The 18,529-nt window shown below is 71.2% G+C and carries 14 protein-coding genes; 12 read left to right on the top strand and 2 right to left on the bottom strand.

What is annotated here, in order from left to right:
- Window positions 1-189: 189 nt before the first annotated feature.
- The 8 genes from OG711_RS10485 to OG711_RS10450 all read left to right on the top strand — a co-directional run bounded on the left by OG711_RS10485 (window position 190) and on the right by OG711_RS10450 (window position 7,844).
- Window positions 190-795 carry a YdbC family protein gene (locus tag OG711_RS10485; protein WP_073789388.1) on the top strand — a complete coding sequence of 202 codons (606 nt, stop codon included), beginning with the start codon at window positions 190-192 and terminating at the stop codon, window positions 793-795.
- A gap of 165 nt (window positions 796-960) precedes the next feature.
- Window positions 961-1,620, top strand: coding sequence for a histidine phosphatase family protein (locus OG711_RS10480; protein ID WP_073789391.1), 660 nt, complete (start codon window positions 961-963; stop codon window positions 1,618-1,620).
- Between the two features lie 12 nt (window positions 1,621-1,632).
- Window positions 1,633-2,565, top strand: coding sequence for an ADP-ribosylglycohydrolase family protein (locus tag OG711_RS10475; RefSeq protein WP_329559131.1), 933 nt, complete (start codon window positions 1,633-1,635; stop codon window positions 2,563-2,565).
- A gap of 711 nt (window positions 2,566-3,276) precedes the next feature.
- Complete coding sequence (locus tag OG711_RS10470; RefSeq protein ID WP_405673133.1) at window positions 3,277-4,860, top strand: DUF4153 domain-containing protein; 1,584 nt, start codon at window positions 3,277-3,279, stop codon at window positions 4,858-4,860.
- Between the two features lie 87 nt (window positions 4,861-4,947).
- Window positions 4,948-5,232: a hypothetical protein gene (locus OG711_RS10465; protein WP_329559130.1), complete on the top strand. Its 285-nt coding sequence runs from the start codon at window positions 4,948-4,950 to the stop codon at window positions 5,230-5,232.
- 198 nt (window positions 5,233-5,430) lie between these two features.
- Entirely contained in the window at window positions 5,431-6,069 is a 639-nt protein-coding gene (locus OG711_RS10460) for a TetR/AcrR family transcriptional regulator (protein ID WP_073789397.1), read from the top strand.
- A gap of 335 nt (window positions 6,070-6,404) precedes the next feature.
- Window positions 6,405-7,106 carry a ribonuclease HII gene (locus OG711_RS10455; RefSeq protein WP_099279507.1) on the top strand — a complete coding sequence of 234 codons (702 nt, stop codon included), beginning with the start codon at window positions 6,405-6,407 and terminating at the stop codon, window positions 7,104-7,106.
- Window positions 7,107-7,175: 69 nt separating this feature from the next.
- Window positions 7,176-7,844, top strand: a complete 669-nt coding sequence (locus tag OG711_RS10450; protein WP_073790375.1) for a hypothetical protein — start codon at window positions 7,176-7,178, stop codon at window positions 7,842-7,844.
- Between the two features lie 244 nt (window positions 7,845-8,088).
- On the opposite strand, the gene OG711_RS10445 is transcribed toward OG711_RS10450, so the two are convergent.
- Entirely contained in the window at window positions 8,089-8,730 is a 642-nt protein-coding gene (locus OG711_RS10445) for a hypothetical protein (RefSeq protein WP_073789402.1), read from the bottom strand.
- 316 nt (window positions 8,731-9,046) lie between these two features.
- Window positions 9,047-11,230, bottom strand: coding sequence for a RecQ family ATP-dependent DNA helicase (locus OG711_RS10440; RefSeq protein ID WP_329559129.1), 2,184 nt, complete (start codon window positions 11,228-11,230; stop codon window positions 9,047-9,049).
- 134 nt (window positions 11,231-11,364) lie between these two features.
- Between OG711_RS10440 and OG711_RS10435 the strand changes: the two genes are divergently transcribed.
- The 4 genes from OG711_RS10435 to OG711_RS10420 all read left to right on the top strand — a co-directional run bounded on the left by OG711_RS10435 (window position 11,365) and on the right by OG711_RS10420 (window position 17,950).
- Window positions 11,365-13,050: a DUF4192 domain-containing protein gene (locus tag OG711_RS10435; RefSeq protein ID WP_329559128.1), complete on the top strand. Its 1,686-nt coding sequence runs from the start codon at window positions 11,365-11,367 to the stop codon at window positions 13,048-13,050.
- A gap of 234 nt (window positions 13,051-13,284) precedes the next feature.
- The gene (locus OG711_RS10430) at window positions 13,285-14,046 is read left to right on the top strand and encodes an NUDIX hydrolase (protein ID WP_073790377.1); all 762 of its coding nucleotides are present in this window, start codon (window positions 13,285-13,287) and stop codon (window positions 14,044-14,046) included.
- Window positions 14,047-14,287: 241 nt separating this feature from the next.
- Complete coding sequence (locus tag OG711_RS10425; RefSeq protein ID WP_329559127.1) at window positions 14,288-16,900, top strand: ATP-binding cassette domain-containing protein; 2,613 nt, start codon at window positions 14,288-14,290, stop codon at window positions 16,898-16,900.
- A gap of 162 nt (window positions 16,901-17,062) precedes the next feature.
- Window positions 17,063-17,950 carry a FadR/GntR family transcriptional regulator gene (locus OG711_RS10420; protein ID WP_073790379.1) on the top strand — a complete coding sequence of 296 codons (888 nt, stop codon included), beginning with the start codon at window positions 17,063-17,065 and terminating at the stop codon, window positions 17,948-17,950.
- The last annotated feature ends 579 nt before the right edge of the window (window positions 17,951-18,529 follow it).

Below are 18,529 nucleotides of genomic sequence, written 5' to 3'. Positions count from 1 at the left end.
CAACTTCCGCATGCCATGTCTGTGTTGCCCTCCATGGTGCCACGCACCACCGACAGTGCCCGGTCGGATACCGCACGCGCAGGGGCGCGAGCGGTGAAGGACCCGCGCACCCCGCTCACGGGAGGACCGAGGGGGCGCACTCCACCGGAGCATGGTCCCCGCCACGCTCCGCGGCCTTACCATGGCGCGGTGCTGGTCAAGTGGATTCGCTGCACCGTCGTCGACCGTCGTGGTTTCGAACGAGGGCAGCGGAAATGGGCGGGGCTTCTCGGTGAGCCGGGGTTCCGGGGGCAGGGCGGCGGCTGGAGCCGGACCCGGCAGGGTGTCGCCCATGTCTTCTCGTTCTGGGAGAGCCGTGCCTTCTACGACTCGTTCATGGCGCGCTCCCATGACCGGCTGGCCGCCTCTCAGGCCGGGACGTTCACGAACGCGCAGGTCAAGCTGTTCGACCACCGCTTCGATGTGAAGACCGGATTCGAACCCCGCTTCACGGAATGCGATCTGCTGCGGGTGGCCCATTGCCGGGTGCACGCCGAACGGGCCGAGCATTTCGCGCTGATGCAGGAGAAGGTCTGGAACCCCGCCATGGCTGGTTCGCCGGGCATGGTGCGCGGTCTGTTCGGTGAGGCGCCGGGCAGCGAGTTCCTGATCCTGTCCATGTGGCAGTCCGACGCCGAGCACGGCAAGTACCGTGCCGAGCGGGTGGAACGACTTTCCCTGCGCGCGCAGACGGAGGCTGATGTGGCCGCGCTGAGCGGGGACATCGTGGACATGGAGAAGGGATGGACCGTCTGACCCGGGGCTGCGCCCGACGAGAGGAGCCCGACAGGGCGGCCCCACCTGTGTGAACGTTTTCGGCCACCGCCGGCTCGGGAACCGTTCGGACGTCCCCGCGGAGGACGACCCGCCGCGCGACCCCCGGACAACCCCTCGAACGGCGAAGCGATCTAGGGTTTCCGTATGGTACGACCACGCCGCATCGTTCTTGTCCGGCACGGGGAGTCGGAGGGCAACTCCGACGACACCGTCTACGAGCGTGAGCCCGACCACGCACTGGCCCTGACCCACACCGGGCGACGGCAGGCGGAGGAGACGGGCAAGCAGCTCCGGGACCTGTTCGGTCCCGAGCGTGTCAGTGTGTACGTGTCCCCCTACCGACGCACCCATCAGACACTGCGCGCCTTCGATCTCGCCCCCGGGTCGATGCGGGTCCGAGAGGAACCGCGACTGCGCGAGCAGGACTGGGGCAACTGGCAGGACCGCGAGGACGTACGCCTCCAGAAGACCTACCGCGATGCCTACGGCCACTTCTTCTACCGCTTCGCCCAAGGCGAGTCCGGGGCCGATGTGTACGACCGGGTGGGCGCCTTCCTGGAGAGCCTGTTCCGCAGCTTCGAGGAACCGGACCATCCGCCCAACGTCCTGCTGGTCACCCATGGACTGACCATGCGGCTGTTCTGCATGCGCTGGTTCCACTGGAGCGTCGCCGAGTTCGAATCGCTGTCCAATCCCGGCAACGGCGAGGTCCGGGTCCTGGAACTCGGAGCCGACGGCCGGTACACGCTGAACCGCCCATTCGAACGCTGGCGAGAGCCGGAACCGTACGGAATCACCGGATAGAGTGATGAAGACATGACCGCTGCCACCGAACCCGAACAGCGCCTGGGGCGAGCCCTCGCCAGTCTGCGCGGCCTCTCCGTGGGGGACGCGCTCGGCTCCCAGTTCTTCGTCCCCGCGAACCATCCCCTCCTGAAGCGTCGTGAACTGCCCGCAGGTGACTGGCAGTGGACCGACGACACCGAGATGGCCTGCTCCGTCGTCACCGTGCTCGCCGCTCACCAGCGCGCCGACCAGGACGCGCTGGCGCTGTCCTTCGCCGAGCGCCATGACTTCGACCGTGGCTACGGCCCCGCCGTGAACAGGCTGCTGAGGCTCGTCCGCGAAGGTGGCGACTGGCGTGAACTGGCCGCCGCCCTCTTCGAGGGTCAGGGCTCCTGGGGCAACGGCGCCGCCATGCGGATCGCGCCTCTCGGCGCGTGGTACGCCGACGATCCCGAACAGGCGACGCACCAGGCCGAGATCTCCGCCTACCCCACCCATCAGCACCGCGAGGCCGTCGTCGGCGCGATGGCGGTCGCCGCAGCGGCCGCCCTCGCCGCGGCTCCCTCGGGGCCGCCCACCGCCGAGGAACTGCTCGACGGTGTCATCGCCCTGATGCCGCGCAGCGCCGTGGAAGCGGGACTGAGGCGAGCCCGGGACATGCTCGACTACGGCGACCCGGGCACCGTCGCCGCTGTCCTGGGGTGCGGCCGACGGACCAGCGCCCATGACACCGTCCCGTTCGCCCTGTGGTCGGCCGCCCAGGGCCTCCGCGACTTCGAGGCCACGTTCTGGCAGACCGCACAGGTCGGCGGGGACGTGGACACCACCTGCGCTATCGCTGGGGGAGTGGTGGCGGCCGCGGCGCCCGGCGCCCCGCCCGCCGCGTGGCTGGAACGCACCGAACCACTGCCCGGCTGGGTACCTCTTCGGCTGCCCGGCTCGGACGACGTCCCGAGCGCGTAACCCCACCGCCCGAAGCCAACCTGGCACGCTCCGGTGCCCCCGCTTTGCACGATGGCCAGGGCTCCGCATCGTGTCGAGGCCCCGCGGCCCCGCGGCTCGGTACTCGCTGTCGCCACCCCGGCAGGGAGATGCCGTGGCGCGACGGGGTGGCCGGCCTACCCACCCGCCGGACGCCCTGCCTGGAGCTGTGCACGATCAGTCTCCGCCACGCCATCCTGGCCCTCCCGCCCCTGGCGACACTTTCACCGCATCGCTTCCCTGCCCCTCCCGGGGTCTTTCGCCCCACCCGTACCAACTGTCACGGTCGTGACACAGGGTGGTCTCCCACCGTTTCCCCGACCCGGTCCGCGTCCTACGCTGGCGCTCGCACGTCTGTCGATCATGGATGGCGTGCTCCGTATGAGGACCTGCTCCCCACTGCTTCGGCGTCACACGTGTGCCGGGAGCGGAGTGGAGGGGCCCGTGACCGAGAAGCCTGTGCCGTCCGATCGGCCGGAACCCGCCGATTCGAAGAAGCCACCCGGGACGATCGGGCGCTCCGGGCCTGTCGCGGCGGACTTGCCGCTACTCGGGCCAGGGGTCTCCCCGGCCGTCTCCGAACCGGCGCCGACGCCCGACCCCGCGACCCCCGGTGCGCTGTCGGCCACGGACCCGATCGTTCCGAAAGGGGCCACTGCCGCGAAGGGTGCGCCGAACGAGGACCCATCCGCCGTGCCCCGTCGTGCGTCGGCCAGGACCACGTCCCCCCAGGAGCAGTCGCCGGTCGGGCACTCCCTCCCTTCGCGGCCCGGTCGGAACCGTCCGCAGGTAGCGCCCCTCGATCAGAGGATCGCCGCACTGCGTGGCGACCCACCCGCCGCGATCCGCGCGGCCACCTTGTGGGCCGTCCTCGCCACCGGTGTCCTGAGCACGCTTCTGCTGGGTGACGGCATCGGCCTCAACCTCCTGATCGTCGCGCTACCGGCGTCGCTCGCCGCCTACTACGCCGCCGAGCAGGCGGGAAGGCGGGCGCGCCCCTGGACCTTGCTATGGGGCGTCGGCGGGGTCGCCCTGCTCGTGGTACCCGTGTTCCGTGACGCGGCATGGCCCTCCTTCCTCGCAGTCGCCACGGCGTTCGGACTCGGGGCACTCGCCCTGCACGGTTCGCGCACCTGGGCGGGAATCGCGTTGAGCGCCGTTGGCCTTGTCGAGGCCGTACCCCGTGGACTCGTCTGGGGCTGGCGCGGGCTGCGTGCCCGAACGGGCGACACCTCCAGCCTGGTCGGTCCCGCGCTACGTGTCTTTGGAGTCACGGCCGGATTGCTGCTCGTCTTCGGGGCGCTGTTCAGCGCGGCCGACGCGGCTTTCGCCGACCTGCTGGGCAGCCTGGTGCCCGACATGTCCCCGTCCGACGGACCGATGCACCTCCTTCTGCTTGCCGCAGGGCTGGCGGGCGCTCTGGGGGCTGCCTACACGGCCGCCGCTCCGGTGAAGTGGGACAAGGTCTCGTCGGCTCCTTGGCGCGCTCGTGGCCGGGTGGAGTGGGCCTTGCCCCTGCTGGTGCTCAACGCGCTCTTCGCCTCGTTCAACGCCGTCCAACTCGCCGTGCTCTTCGGTGGCTACGACGCGGTTCTGGACAAGACCGGCCTCTCGTATGCCCGATACGCCCGCCAAGGCTTCTGGCATCTTCTTCTCGCCACCCTCCTCGTGCTGGTCGTGATCGTTGTCGCCCTGCGCTGGGCGCCGCGCGGTGGACCGCGTGATAGCGCACTCGTCCGGGGAGTGCTCGGAACCCTCTGCGTTCTCACGCTTGTCGTGGTCGCGTCCGCGGTGCGGCGGATGGACATGTACGTCGAGGCATATGGTCTGACCCGGCTGCGGATCTCGGTCGTGACGGTCGAGCTGTGGCTGGGTGTCGTGATCCTGCTGATCATGGCGGCCGGTGTGTGGGGCGCGCGGTGGCTTCCGAGGGCCGTCGCCGCCAGTGCCGCCTTCGGAGTACTGGCCTTCGGATTGGTGTCCCCGGACGCCCTGATCGCCGAGCGCAACGCCGAACGCTATGAGGAGACGGGCAGACTCGACCTCCAGTACGTCAGGGAGCTCTCCGCCGATGCCGTCCCTGCCCTCGACTCATTGCCCGAGCCGCTTCGCTCCTGTGCGCTTCAGGTGATCGACGAGGATCTGCGGTACGAAGACGATCCCTGGCACGCCACCAGCCTTGGTGTGGTCCGGGCGCGCGCCGTTCTCAAAAACCGCCCGGTGAAGGCGACATGGGAACAGTGCCAGGAGGCGGCACACGCGACGGCGTATCGGTGACGGGTGGCAGCGGAGCGGGTGGTCGGCAACAGAGCCGACCGTGGCCCCGGCCGCGGTGACAGCTCTGCCGGATCTCTTCTGCGGACCTTGGCCGACTCGGCCTGGCGGAGCATGGCCAAGGCGGCTATGGCGATCGCGGGGCCGAGCACGCTGATGACCTGGGCGAGATCCGGGGTGAGGAACCTCCACGCACCCTGGGCGCGGGGCAGGGCGATAGCGGAGCTCGCGACGGTGGCGGCCAGCATGATCATGAGCTGGCAGGCCGCGATCGCCATCGGAGCGGGGTCCCGGCGCCCGAAGGGGGGTCCGGCACCCGGCTTCGCGGAATGGTTCAAGGGAAAGATCGGCATGAATGAGTCCCCCGGAAAATAGTGAACGCCCTCGTTCACTGTCCATTCCACCGTAGGGAGGTCGCGATAGTGAACGCAAGCGTTCACTAGGGATGTCCCTCGTTCGGGTTACCCGCACCCGCACCCGCACCCGCACCCGCACCCGCACCCGCACCCGCACCCGCACCTTCCGCCCGCCCATAGCCCTTTCGCCCGCCCACGGCCCTTCGGAGACTTGAAGATGGACAGTTCGCGCCGACCCGACAGCCCTGCCCCGGCCGGCCCCTCCCGCCGCCGTGGCGCGGTCCTGGAACACGCGATCCTCGAAGCGGTCCTCGCGCAGCTCGGTAGCGTCGGATGGAGCGCGCTCACCATGGAGGGGATCGCCGCCGAGGCCCACACGGGCAAGGCCGCGATCTACCGCCGCTGGCCGTCCAAGGAGGATCTGGTCGCCGACGCCCTCCGGGTCGCGCTGCCGATGTTCCATGGCGCGCCCGACCTCGGAGGCGTGCGCGACGATCTGCTGAGCCTCTGCCTTCGAATGCGCGAGGTCATGTACTCACGATCCGGGATGGCCTTGCGTTCTGTGATTCACGAATGCGATGCGGCAGCCGCGGACCGGTTCCACTCGGTGATCGACGAAGGTGTGGTCGAGCCCGGCGCGAGGCTGATCAAGGAAGTCATCTCCCGTGGTGTGGAACGTGGAGAGGTCCGACCCGAAGCTCTGGACGACTACGTCTGCGATGTCATCCCCGCTCTCATGATGTACCGATCCAAGATGTGCGCGAGCGAATGGACGGAGGGTGAACTGACGCGGATGATCGACCGGGTCATGGTCCCGCTGCTGCGCCCCACGGACGCCTGGCGGCAGCGGAGTTGAGCAATGGGCCCCTATCCGGGGTGTGGTGCCGGCCGGGTCGGGACTGTCGATCGCGCGGTTACGCCCCTCGTCTTCACGCGGGCGGGTGGTCATCCGGTCACGCCCCATGCGGCCGTGCCGTCGGGCGGCTGGGGCGCCCACGCTCCCATGCGTCGGGTGGTCAGGGTGTCCGCAGCACAGCTGGCAGCCTCCGATCAGCCCTGGTGAGGCGTGGTCGGCCCGCAGTCGCGACATCCGGCGTCGCTCCGTCCGGTCGCGAAACGGCCATCGGTATCGCGGTTGGCCGGGACCGGTGTGTCGGCGGGTGAACCGGGCGGCGTAGGCTGACAGACGTCATGGCATACGAACCACCCACGCACACCGTCGAGCGCTCACTGCGCGCCACCACGGGAGCGAAGGTCATCGCGGGTGTCGACGAAGTGGGCCGCGGGGCCTGGGCCGGACCTGTCACCGTCTGCGCGGCGGTCACCGGACTGCGGCGCCCCCCGGACGGCCTCACGGACTCCAAGCTGATCACCCCCAAGCGGCGCACCCCGCTCGCCGCCGAGTTGGAGAGCTGGGTCACCTCCCATGCCCTCGGACACGCCTCGCACGACGAGATCGACGCCATGGGCATGACGGCCGCCCTGCGGCTGGCGGCCGTACGCGCGCTGGAGGCGCTTCCGGTGCGACCCGACGCGGTGATCCTCGACGGCAAGCACGACTACCTGGGCGGGCCTTGGCGTGTGCGTACCGTGATCAAAGGCGACCGCTCCTGCGTCGCCGTGGCCGCCGCGTCCGTGATCGCCAAGGTGCGCCGCGACAAAATGATGGCCGAACTGGGGGTCGACCATGCAGACTTCGACTTCGCGGCCAATGCCGGTTACCCGTCACCGGTGCACCAGGCCGCGCTGGCGGAACGGGGCCCCACCCCGTACCACCGGCTGACGTGGGCGTATCTTGATGCGCTGCCCCAGTGGCGGCATCTCAAGAAGGTCCGCAGCTGGGCGGACGAAAGCGTTCCGGAGATCGAGGGGCAGCTCGGCTTCGACTTCTGATCGTTCTCGCTCGCACTCATGTGCCACCCGCCGACGCGAGCCGCACCGGCGTTCGTTAGATATCAGTTCATTCCTCTCATTCCCGAGGAGCCTCAGATTCACGAGAGTGCCCAGGGTCCCCGCGCCACTCCGGCCAGCGGCCGTACCGCGCCGACCCCTCGTCCCGTACCCGGTCCTCGTCCCGTGGCGCCACCTCGCCCCGGCCGTCCGGGTCCGCTGCGGCCCACGCCACCCGCGCAGCGCACGCCGCGCGAGTCGTCGACCGCCGAGCCGGGGCCGTCCGCCCCGGTCGCGACTGCCGCCGTTCCCGGGCAGTCGGCCCCCGCACCCGCTTCCCGGGCGTCGGCCACTCCTCAGCTCCAGCTCATCCCGGCCTCGGCCGAGGGTGCGCTGGACGCCGCTGAGGAAGCCGTCGACCTGCTGCTCGACTCCGGTCGGACCCCGAGTGAGATCCTGGTGATCACCACCGGCGATCCGCATCCCTGGGCCGCGCACGAGTTGTCGTTCGGTGAGCACGCCTACTGGGCACAGCACGACGCGGGCGAGGATGTCTTCTACGCCGACGCGGCTGCCCTCGACCGGGCCGCGTCCCGGCCGGTCGTGGTCGCCGCTGTCAACGGCGGTGCCGACTCCGTCGCCGCGACCGCCCTGCCGCTGGCCTTGGCCAAGGCGGGCGCTCTGCTCATCGTCTGCGGTGAGGCCCAGCGCGTCAACGCGATCCTGGGCGTCGGCGTCTGACCGGTTCCGGTGTCCGCACCCGGGAATTCGCCGGGTGCGGACACCGGAACCAGCTGTACGTGTGTGACTCCCGGGTTCCGTGCGACGGCGCGGCCGGGCCCGATGCGCTCGTTGATCGGCTGTGGCCGGATATGTGCCTTGCCTCGCGTCCTTCGGGTGCCCGCGCGGTTCCCTCGGGTCCACGACCTGGTGGGCGGGTGAGGTCGCCGTGCTCGGAGGCCTCACCGCCCTGGTTGTCGCGGTCTCAGCGGGCCGCCGCGCGGCGCAGCAGATCCGAAGCGGCGCCACCGGCTCGTGGCTGAGGCGGAGCGAGATCCGTGACGAAGTCCTGCGACGACGACAGGGAACTCGGGCGACGGCCGCCTCGGCCCTCACCGAGAACCTGCCATCCGTCACGGGTCAGCGTGATGTACGCCCCGCAACGCAATCCATGCAGGGTGCACGCGTCGCGCAATCCCCACATCCAGGCACCGTCCTCCTCGGTCCAGCGGGCGTCTCCGTCCCGGCAGTAGAGCAACACCGCGGTCCGGACCGGGGTGCGGCGCCGGAGATCGTGCGGGATCACCCGGCGGAGCTGGGCGAGCAGGGCATTGCGGAACACCCACCCGTCCGCCGTCGGGGCGCGGCGGGTGAACGACGCGCTGGCGTTGAGCCGTTCATCCGGGTCGAGGACCGCGACGACCGCCGTGGCGGGTGTCGGACGGTGTCGGGCGTGGAGCCCGCTGACGACCTCGCGCGGATTGCGCAACAGCGGAATCCCGGCCTCTGCCCATTCGGCGGGTTCGAGCATCCGGGCGAGTTGGTTGGCGGCGTCGGTCGGCATGTTTGCACGCGTCGGGGACGCAGACATCGATGCCGCCTTGGACGGAGCGAATCCGAAGGTCACGGCCCTCCCTTCGGCTACGCGCCCACACACTGGGGGCGGGGTCGGACGTGGGGGAGCGCACCACGGCGAAACCCTCTTGGGTGACGGGCGAGCCGCAGGGGAGCAATGCCAATTCTTCCCGTCGTATTGGCTTGCGGCAACGAGCAATTGGGACTGTCGACCCATGTGTTGCCATTCGTCGCTTATATCCCTCACCCGAAGATCTCGGGGCGACGTGTCCACCCGTCGTTTCCCATGATCGCATCCCACCGTCACCCGTGACGCCGTGCGCCGGGGCAACGCGCCCCAAAGGCTGCTCGCCCGCCGGGAACGCAGGTCAGCCCTGCACCGCCAGCACCAGCGGCAGCACCGCCGACGCCCCCGCACGTCTGAGCAGTCGCGCGGCCACGGCGAGCGTCCAGCCGGTGTCCGTCTGATCGTCCACCAGCAGGACGGGGCCCTCCGCGGCCTTCAACGCCACGGACAGCTCCGGCGGCAGGACCAGCGCGCCGTCGAGGACCCTGAGCCGCTGGGCGCTGTTGCTCCTGGGGACATGAGCGGGTTCGTGTCCCGGGGCGTACTCGATGGTGCCCAGCAGGGGGAGGCGCCCTACGTCGGCGATACGGGCACCCAGTGAGTGGATCAGACCGGGCTTGGCGCGCGAGGTCATCGTCACCACGCCGACGGGGCGGGGCATCGCGTCGGGAGCCTTGGAGGCCCAGCCGCCCGGCCCCTTGGCCCAGTCGGCGAGAACCTCCACCACGGCCTGTGCCACATCGTCCGGGATCGGCCCGTCCGGCGCGTCCGGAGCAAGCATGGGACGGAGCCGGTTGCCCCAGCCGATGTCGGAGAGCCGGCCCAGCGCACGCCCGGTCGAGGCCTGCTCGGTCGCGGGGATGCGGCCCTTGAGCGTGATCCCCACGGCGGACAGCCCCGTGGGCCACATCCGGCGGGGTTCCACCTCAGCACCGGGGCGGCGCAGCTCGTCACGCGCGGAGTCGAGCGAGGAGCCGGAGACCTCCGCGCTGAACCGGCCGCCCGCGCAGTTGTCGCACCGGCCACAAGGCGCTGCTTCCTCGTCGTCCAGCTGACGGCGGAGGAACTCCATGCGGCATCCCGTGGTCCGTACGTACTCCCGCATCGCCTCCTGTTCGGCCGATCGCTGCTTGCTCACCCACGCGTAGCGCTCGCTGTCGTACGCCCAGGGTTCACCGGTGGAGATCCAGCCGCCCTTCACGCGCCGCACCGCGCCGTCCACGTCCAGGACCTTCAGCATCGTCTCCAAGCGGTTGCGCCGCAGTTCGACCAAGGGCTCCAGCGCGGGTAGTGAGAGGGGCCGCCCGGCTGCCGCGAGGACGTCCAGCGTGCGGCGGACCTGGTCCTCGGAGGGGAAGGCCAGCGAGGCGAAGTACTGCCAGATCGCCTCGTCCTCCTTGCCCGGCAGCAACAGCACCTCCGCGTGCTCGACGCCTCGGCCCGCGCGTCCGACCTGCTGGTAGTAGGCGATGGGGGAGGCGGGGGAGCCGAGGTGGACCACGAATCCGAGATCCGGTTTGTCGAAGCCCATCCCGAGGGCGGAGGTGGCGACCAGTGCCTTGACGCGGTTGGCCAGCAGATCGTCCTCCGCCTGCTGGCGGTCGGCGTTCTCCGTCTTGCCGGTGTACGGGGCCACGATGTGCCCGCGCTGACGGAGGTAGGCGGTGACCTCCTCGGCGGCCGCGACGGTCAGGGTGTAGATGATTCCTGAGCCCGGCAGGTTGTCCAGGTGCTCGGCGAGCCAGGCGAGACGGTGGGCCGCGTCGGGCAGTTCGAGGACGCTCAGGCTCAGGCTCGACCGGTCCAGCGGGCCTCGGAGCACCAGCGCCCCCTCGCCCTCCTTGGAACCCGGCGCGGACGGGTGCCCGCCGGTGCCGAGCTGCTCGGCGACGTCCGCGGTCACCCGGGCGTTCGCCGTCGCCGTCGTGGCCAGGACCGGTACGCCGGACGGCAGGTCGGCCAGCATCGTCCGTAGCCGTCGGTAGTCCGGCCGGAAGTCGTGCCCCCAGTCCGAGATGCAGTGCGCCTCGTCGACCACCAGGAGTCCGGTCGCCGCGGCCAGCTCGGGCAGGACGTTGTCCCGGAAATCGGGGTTGTTCAGCCGCTCGGGGCTCACCAGGAGGACATCGACGGTGCCCGCGCCGATCTCGGCCTGGACGGTCGACCACTCCTCCGGGTTCGACGAATTGATCGTGCGGGCGTGGATACCCGCACGTGCCGCGGCCTCCACCTGGTTTCGCATGAGCGCCAGCAGGGGGGAGACGATCACCGTCGGGCCGCCGCCGCGTTCCCGCAGCAGCGCGGTCGCGACGAAATACACCGCGGACTTGCCCCAGCCGGTGCGCTGCACCACCAAGGCCCGGCGTCTGTCGGCGACCAGCGCTTCGATGGCGCGCCACTGGTCCCCGCGCAGCCGGGCGGCCGGGTCGCCGACGAGCCGGGAGAGGACGGTGTCCGCCGCTGTACGCAGGTCTTCGTTGTTCATGCCCCCATGCAACCTGATGGGTCCGACATCGCGCGACCACACCTCCCTGACCTGTGGACAAGTAATGTCGTGTCCCTGTCGTGGGTTATCCACAGGCAGAACCGGAATCTTGAGTTCCGCGAGATGGTCGCCACATGACGAACCACAACGGAGCAACCGGTCCCGCCGAGCACCAGCCGGACCCGCACGGACCGACCCCGGTATCCCGCCCGGCGCACGGCGCTCACCCCGGCGGACCCGGTGTCCCTGACCTCGATGGCGCGGTCGACCCGATCGACTGCCCCGAGCCGGACACCCCGATCAAGGTGCGATCCGCCTCGGAGCTGGCGGACGCGCTGCCCTACATCCTCGGTTACCGCCCGGAGGACTGCGTCGTCCTGCTGGGGCTCCGCCAGCGGGACGGCTACGGACGCTTCGGCGGTCGCGTCCGCCTCGGAATCCCCGCCCGAGCCGAGGACTGGCCGGCCGTGGCACGCCAGCTGGCGCGGTCCCTGATCATCGGAGGCGAGCACCGCGGGGACAAGTCCGACGCCATCGTCGTCTTCGTCTGCAAGGAGCCGACGGAGGGCGAGACAGGCCGGCGCGTGCGCGACCGGCTTCAGCTCTTCGTCCAGCTTCTGCGCACCTCGTGCGGTGACTTCGGGGTGCCGGTGGTCGAGGCCCTGTGCATCTCCGACGGTCGCTTCTGGTCCTACTGCTGCCCGGGTGGATGCTGCCCGCCCGAGGGGACGTCCATGGGACTGCCGGGCTCCTCCGCGCTGGCCGCGGCGGCGACCTACGCCGGACTTCAGGTACGCGGATCGTTGAAGGAGTTCCAGGCCCGGCTGCGGCCGAAGGACGGCGCCGCCCCCGAGCAGGAAGCCGCGCTCGACGCGGCACGTCGCACGCTCCGACCGAGGATCGACGATGAGACGAGCCGACCGGCCGTGACCACCGCGACACTCGATCTGGCCCGCCGTGCGATGGTCCGCCTGGCCGACCGGCCCACGACTCCCGGCCGGATGGACATGGACGACCAGGACGACGCACTGCTCACCCATGACGAGGCGGCGGCGCTCATCGTCGGACTCCAGGACCGCGAGACCCGCGACGAGGCCGCGGAGTGGATGGAGGGAACGGACGCGGAGCTCGCCCTCAGGCTCTGGCGGGCGCTGGCCCGTCGCTGCGTCGGCCCGTACGGCGATCACGCCGCGGCGCCACTGGCCCTCGCGGGCTGGGCCGCCTGGTCGACGGGCGACAATCTGGAGGCGCGTGAGGCGCTGGCCATGGCACTCGCTGCCGACCCCGACTACCTGTTCGCCTTGCTGCTGCACACGGCATGCAACGAAGGGCTCGGGGCCGAGGCGATCCGCGAGTGCATCAGGCGGGGTCGAGCCGAACGCGAAGCGGCGGCCGAGGAGCGCGCTGCCGCTGCCGCTGCCGCTGCCGCTGCCGCTGCCGCTGCCGGGGCTGAGGCTGGGGCCGGGGCCGAGGATCGCCAGTCGGCGGCTGTTGGCCATGAGCCGTCAGGCGTGGACGACGAGGCCACAGGTGCGGACGGCGAGCTGACAGCCGCGGGCCAAGAGCTGACAGCCACGAACCGTGAGCTGACAGCGGTCGAGCGTGAGGCCGAGGCCGCCGAGGGCATGGGCTCCTCCCGCCCCGTCCTGCCCGCCGTGGGGGCCACCGCCCTGAGGTCGTCGCGGACCGGGGCCGCCCTCCGGCGAGCCAATGCCCGGCAGCGGGCGGCCGGAGGAGCCCGCGGCCCGCGTCCCAAGGGGCCGTCCACCCGTCCCGGCGGCCGCCCGGCCCGGTCGGGCGGTAGCCGGAGGCAGCGATGAGGGCACCAACACTCCGGGCGCGCCTCAAGCGCCTGTGCCGATCATGGCCCGGGTTCGCAGCCCGAACGTGCTCAGGGCCCGGGCGGCACCGGCGCCGGGCGGTTCGCCGCGCAGGTGGGCGCACCGGGCGGGCGATCCGGGTGGCGCCCCGGCGTGGCCAGGGATTGCGAACGAATCGGTCGGTGGCTCGGCGAGGGAGTGTTTATCGTCAGGCAGACGACTATGATCACGAGCATGCCGCCCTACGACCCGTCAGCTTTCCCGCCCTTCGCCGTCACCGTCGACCTGGTGGTACTGACCGTGCGGCGCGACGCCCTGTGCGCGTTGGCGGTGCGGCGCGGTGAGGCGCCGTTCCAGGGGCGTTGGGCGCTCCCCGGCGGGTTCGTGCGTGCCGATGAGGATCTGTCGTTGGCCGCGGCGAGGGAGCTCGTCGAGGAGACCGGGCTCTCCGCTCATGATCCGTCGACCCCGACACAGGCCCAAGGTGCGCATCTCGAACAGCTCGCGACCTATGGCGACCCTCAGCGGGACCCCCGGATGCGGGTGGTCAGTGTCGCGCATCTCGCCCTCGCGCCCGATCTGCCCGCGCCCCGCGCGGGCGGCGACGCGAGCAACGCACGCTGGGCTCCTGTGGAGGAGCTTCTCGCCTCAGGGGGATACGGGCGCGAAGGGGAGCAGGCCGCTCCACTGGCCTTCGACCACGCGAGGATCCTGACCGACGGGGTGGAGCGCGCCAAGTCGAAGATCGAGTACTCGTCGCTCGCCACCGCCTTCTGCACACCGGAGTTCACCGTGGGGGAGCTGCGCAGGGTTTATGAGGCCGTCTGGGGCGTGGCCCTGGACCCCCGGAACTTCCATCGCAAGGTGACCGGAACACCCGGCTTCCTCGTTCCGACGGGTGGCACGACCACGCGCCAGGGGGGTCGTCCCGCGCAGTTGTTCCGCGCGGGCGGCGCCACACTCCTCAATCCGCCGATGCTGCGACCGGAGGTCTGAGCGTCCTGAGGCCGGCCGCCGCAGACGGCGAGGTTCGGGTGACGATGGGCCCTGACCGGTTCTGTACGTTCCTGATCGGCTACCGGGGCAACACTCAACGGTGGTCGATGCCCGAAAAGTCTGGAATGTCGCGCTATCTTGCTGGGGTATCCACGGGGTCGTCCGTCCCCGCCCGGCGGACGGCCTCGCTCGGCTGACGGCCCCCGCCGCCGAGACGGTCGCCCCTCCCGTGAGAGAAGCGATGATCCAGGCCATCGGACTGACCAGCACACCGCGCAAGGAGTCTCCGCCGGCCGTCGACGACGTGTCGTTCGAGGCTCCGACGGGCCGGATCACGGCACTGCTCGGCGTTCCCGGTTCGGGGAAGTCGACGACCCTGCGTCTGATGCTCGAACTCCAGCGGGGGCGGGGCGTCGCCCATTTCCGGGGCCGCCCCCTGCACCGTATCGCCCATCCCGCCCGCGAGGTCGGCGTCGTCCTCGGTGAGGTACCGGGACACCCCGCACGTACGGTGCGAGGGCACTTGAGGATGCTGTGCGCGGCCGCCGGGGTGACGATCCAGCGTGCCGACGACGTGTTGGAGACCGTGGGGCTGGTCGGCCAGCGTGACGAGCCGTTGGGCATCCTCTCCCGCGCCCTGGACCGCCGTCTCGCGGTCGCCTGCGCCCTGCTCGCGGACCCGCACACGCTGGTGCTGGACGCGCCCACGCACGGCCTTTCCGCGCGCGACCGGTCCTGGCTGCATGGCGTCCTGCGCGCCCACACATCGCTGGGCGGCACCGTGCTGTTCACGACGGACGACGCCAAGGAGGCGGCCCGGAACGCGGACCGTGTCGTGACGCTGGGGGAGGGGCGTGTCGTCGCCGATCAGGAAGCGACAGATTTCGCCAGGACACGACTGCGGCCGAGGGTCGCCGTACGCAGCCCGCACGCCGCCCGTCTCGGACTGCTGATCACTCAGGAGGCGCGCTCCGCGAGACGTTCGGTCGAGGTGGTGCAGGAGGGCGGCAACCGGCTCTCGGTGTACGGAAGCAGTTGCGCGGACGTCGGTGACGCCGCGTACCGGCACGGCATCCTCGTCCATCAGCTCGCCGACGAGACGGGGGACATGGGACCGGGAGGCGCTACGGACACCCACCCGGCCACCGAACGGGCCACCGTCACCTTCATCGCCGCCGACCCCGCCGCCGACCCGGCCACCGCCACATCCATCGCCGCCGACCCCGCCGCCGACCCGGCCACCGCCACATCCATCGCCCCCGACCCCGCCGCCGACCGGGCCATCGCCACCGACTCCGCCGTCGACACTCGCTCACCCCACTCCGTCGGCGCGGCCATCAGCGACGGCGGCCCGGGCGTGCCGCACGTACCGGTCCATGCCGCCCCCGAAGGCATCGGGCTCGAAGGCGCCGTATCCGACACCGTCGAACCGCCGGTCACCGAACTTGAGGCCGCCGCCTCCGTACCCGCCGCCCCCGACCCCACCGGGCCTGACCACACCACCTTCGAGCCCAACGGACTTGCAGTCACCGATCCAGGCCCCGAACGCCACCTTCCTGACCATGACCGCCTGGACGTCAACGACCACGCCCTCGACCGCAACCTCCCCGACCACGAAGGCCTTTACCGTACGGACCCCGACCCCGGCCCCGACGGCAACCTCCCGGCCCGCGACGACCTTGACCGCACGGACCCCAACCCCGTCCCCACCGATTCTGAAAGCCCAGGTCCCGGCCCCGCCGAACTCGCCTGCCCAGAGTCCACCTACCCCGAGCCCGCTCACCCAGAGTCCACCCATCCAGAGCCCACCTACGCCCAGCCCGCTCGCCCCGAGCCGACCCACCCCGAGGGTCAGGAACAGCCGCAGGCCACCGCCGCGCTCCCCGCCGACGAACCGGACGCCGCTCTCCCGGCAGCTGCCTCCCACCGCACCGCGCCCCCCGAACGACCCCGGAGTCGGCCCACGGCCACGGGTCCCACAGCCCCCCGTCCCACAGCCACGGGCCCCTCTGTCCTCCGCCCCCCCGCCCCGTACCCCGATGGCGGCGCGGATCTCTCGCTGCTGCCACCCGCCATCACCGTGCGCTCCGTACGCGTTCCCCTTCGGCCGCTGCGGTACGAGCTGCGTCGTGCCGCCGGGATCGGCGCCGGCTACCGCACCGGCGCGGCGGTGTTCGTCACCTCGGTGGTCCTCGCCCTCTTCCTGGCCCGGAACGGTCACACCTCCCACGCCAGACTGCTGGCGGCCTGGCCCGTACAACTGCCGCTGCCGCCCGCCGCCCTGGGGGCGGGACTGCTCGGCGCGCTGGCCTTCGGCGACGAGTTCCGACACCCCGCCCTCGCCGTGGACCGCGGGAACGTCCCCCGACGGCTCGGGCTGCTCGGCGCCAAACTCGCCGTCGCGGCGGCGACCGCGCTGCTCCTCGCACTGCTCACCGTGGGCTGCGACGCTCTGGCGCTCCACCTCGTGTACGGACAGGAAGTTGGCGTAGTTCCCCCGCACTGGCCCACTCTTGTAGTGAGTTGGGGCGCATTGGTGATCGGATGCGCCTGGGCAGGGGTTCTCGCGGCCGGGATCTTCAAGTCGACCGCCGCGGGGCTGGCGGCCGTCGTCGCGGTCCCGGTGCTTGTCGGTCCCGCGGTGCAGCAGGCGCTGGCGGGGCCGACGGTGCGCACCGCGATGGGTCTCCCGGCCCGATTGCGTGACCTCACCATGTGGCCGTTCGGGACCGAGCGATATCTCGCGGCGGGTCTGCGGATGATCGTTCAACCGGTCGGGAGTGCGTTGACGTTGTCACTGACGGCCCTGCTGTGCGCGTATCTGCTCATGACCGTACGCAGCAGGGCGCGTTGACGACCGAAGTTGCCCCCTTGGTCGGCCGCCGGACACAACTTCCTGGGTGGCGCTCACTTCTTTCCGATAAGGCGTCAATTGCGAAGAGGTGAGCGATCACCCTTTCGTGTGCTTTTCACCAAAGACCTCAAGGCGCCTGAGAGCAAGGCCGACAAAGGTTCCGTGAGTACCCTTGCGCACACCATGATGACCAACGCCCGTTCCACAGAGTCCGGCATCGCCGGACCGGGCGAACTCGACCGCTACCCGTACCCGCAGGCACCCGCCGCCGAACGAGCCGGCGCCTCCGTCTGGGACGGCGCAGATCAGGAACTCGGCCGCGTCGGCCGCCGTACCGCGGGCACCCGCGGCCGCGGTCTGCACGGCCAACTCGTCCAGCAGCTCGGCCAGATGATCGTCTCCGGCGATCTGGGCGCCGACCGTCCGCTCGTCCCCGAGGAGATCGGACAGCGCTTCGAGGTCTCCCGCACCGTCGTACGGGAGTCCCTGCGGGTGCTGGAGGCCAAAGGGCTCGTCAGCGCCCGCCCCAACGTCGGCACACGTGTACGGCCGGTCAGCGACTGGAACCTCCTCGACCCGGACATCATCGAGTGGCGGGCCTTCGGCCCCCAGCGGGACGACCAGCGCCGTGAGCTCAGCGAGCTGCGGTGGACGATCGAGCCGCTCGCGGCCCGTCTCGCCGCCGGGCACGGACGTGAGGACGTGCAGCAGCGGCTGACGGACATGGTCGAGATCATGGGCCACGCCCTCGGTCAGGCCGACACGATCACCTTCGGCCGGGCGGACGCCGAGTTCCACGCCCTGCTGATCCAGCTCGCGGGCAACCGCATGCTGGAGCACCTGTCCGGGATCGTCTCGTCCGCGCTCCATGTCTCCGGCGGTCCTGTCACAGGCTGTGACCGTCCGCACGAGCACTCGCTCGCGCACCACGCCCGGATCGCCGAAGCCCTCGCCCAGGGGGACGCCGCCGCCGCCGAGGCCGCGATGCGTCAGCTGCTGACCGTCCACCCCGAGGTGGAGCGGGTGGTTCCCGCCCCCCGGGAGCACTGAGCGGACCGTTCCGCTCACCTTCGCGCGGGTCATCCCGCGGTCGGCGGTTCCCACGCGTGAACCGCGTCCGCGAACGGCCCTCGTGTGTCTGCCCCAGGGAACCGTTCCGCCAGGTGTCGTCCGTATCGCCGCGCACGAGCGGCGCCGCGGTCGCCCCGGCGAGGCGTACGGGCACCCGCCCGCCCGGTTCCCTGTCTCCTGCGCCTCTTGGTACCTCTCGCGTTCCCCCGCGACGGCCACGCGTGCGCGTGCCTCGCGTATCCGAACTCCGTGTGCACACGTGGCACACCCCCGGCACAGCATCTGATGCGGGCCGGACCCTCCCCGGCGGCCGCACCCGGCCCGGCGGCGGGTCCGGCCGCCGCGCTTTCCGGGGCGTACACGCGACGACTCCCGCTCCGCCGTCCTCCCCGAGGCCCCGCCCCACCTGCGACGGCACCCGCCCCGCCCGGCCCCACGACGGCACCCGATACCCGCCCCGCCCGGCCCCACGACGGCACCCGATACCCGCCCCGCCCGGTCCCGCCCCGCCGGCCCATGGAACCGCCCCGCCGCAGCACCCGAAACCATCCCGCGACG

Origin of the sequence: Streptomyces uncialis, from assembly GCF_036250755.1 — a bacterium.
Lineage (GTDB): Bacteria > Actinomycetota > Actinomycetes > Streptomycetales > Streptomycetaceae > Streptomyces > Streptomyces uncialis.
This window is presented reverse-complemented; position numbering and strand designations above follow the sequence as displayed.

What these genes read in the sequence shown, in the direction of transcription:
- OG711_RS10480 (WP_073789391.1), top strand. Translation starts at nt 961, where the DNA reads ATGGTACGACCACGCCGCATCGTTCTTGTCCGGCACGGGGAGTCGGAG.
- OG711_RS10435 (WP_329559128.1), top strand. Translation starts at nt 11,365, where the DNA reads ATGACGAACCACAACGGAGCAACCGGTCCCGCCGAGCACCAGCCGGAC.
- OG711_RS10425 (WP_329559127.1), top strand. Translation starts at nt 14,288, where the DNA reads ATGATCCAGGCCATCGGACTGACCAGCACACCGCGCAAGGAGTCTCCG.
- OG711_RS10440 (WP_329559129.1), bottom strand. Translation starts at nt 11,230, where the DNA reads ATGAACAACGAAGACCTGCGTACAGCGGCGGACACCGTCCTCTCCCGG.
- OG711_RS10460 (WP_073789397.1), top strand. Translation starts at nt 5,431, where the DNA reads ATGGACAGTTCGCGCCGACCCGACAGCCCTGCCCCGGCCGGCCCCTCC.
- OG711_RS10475 (WP_329559131.1), top strand. Translation starts at nt 1,633, where the DNA reads ATGACCGCTGCCACCGAACCCGAACAGCGCCTGGGGCGAGCCCTCGCC.
- OG711_RS10430 (WP_073790377.1), top strand. Translation starts at nt 13,285, where the DNA reads ATGCCGCCCTACGACCCGTCAGCTTTCCCGCCCTTCGCCGTCACCGTC.
- OG711_RS10455 (WP_099279507.1), top strand. Translation starts at nt 6,405, where the DNA reads ATGGCATACGAACCACCCACGCACACCGTCGAGCGCTCACTGCGCGCC.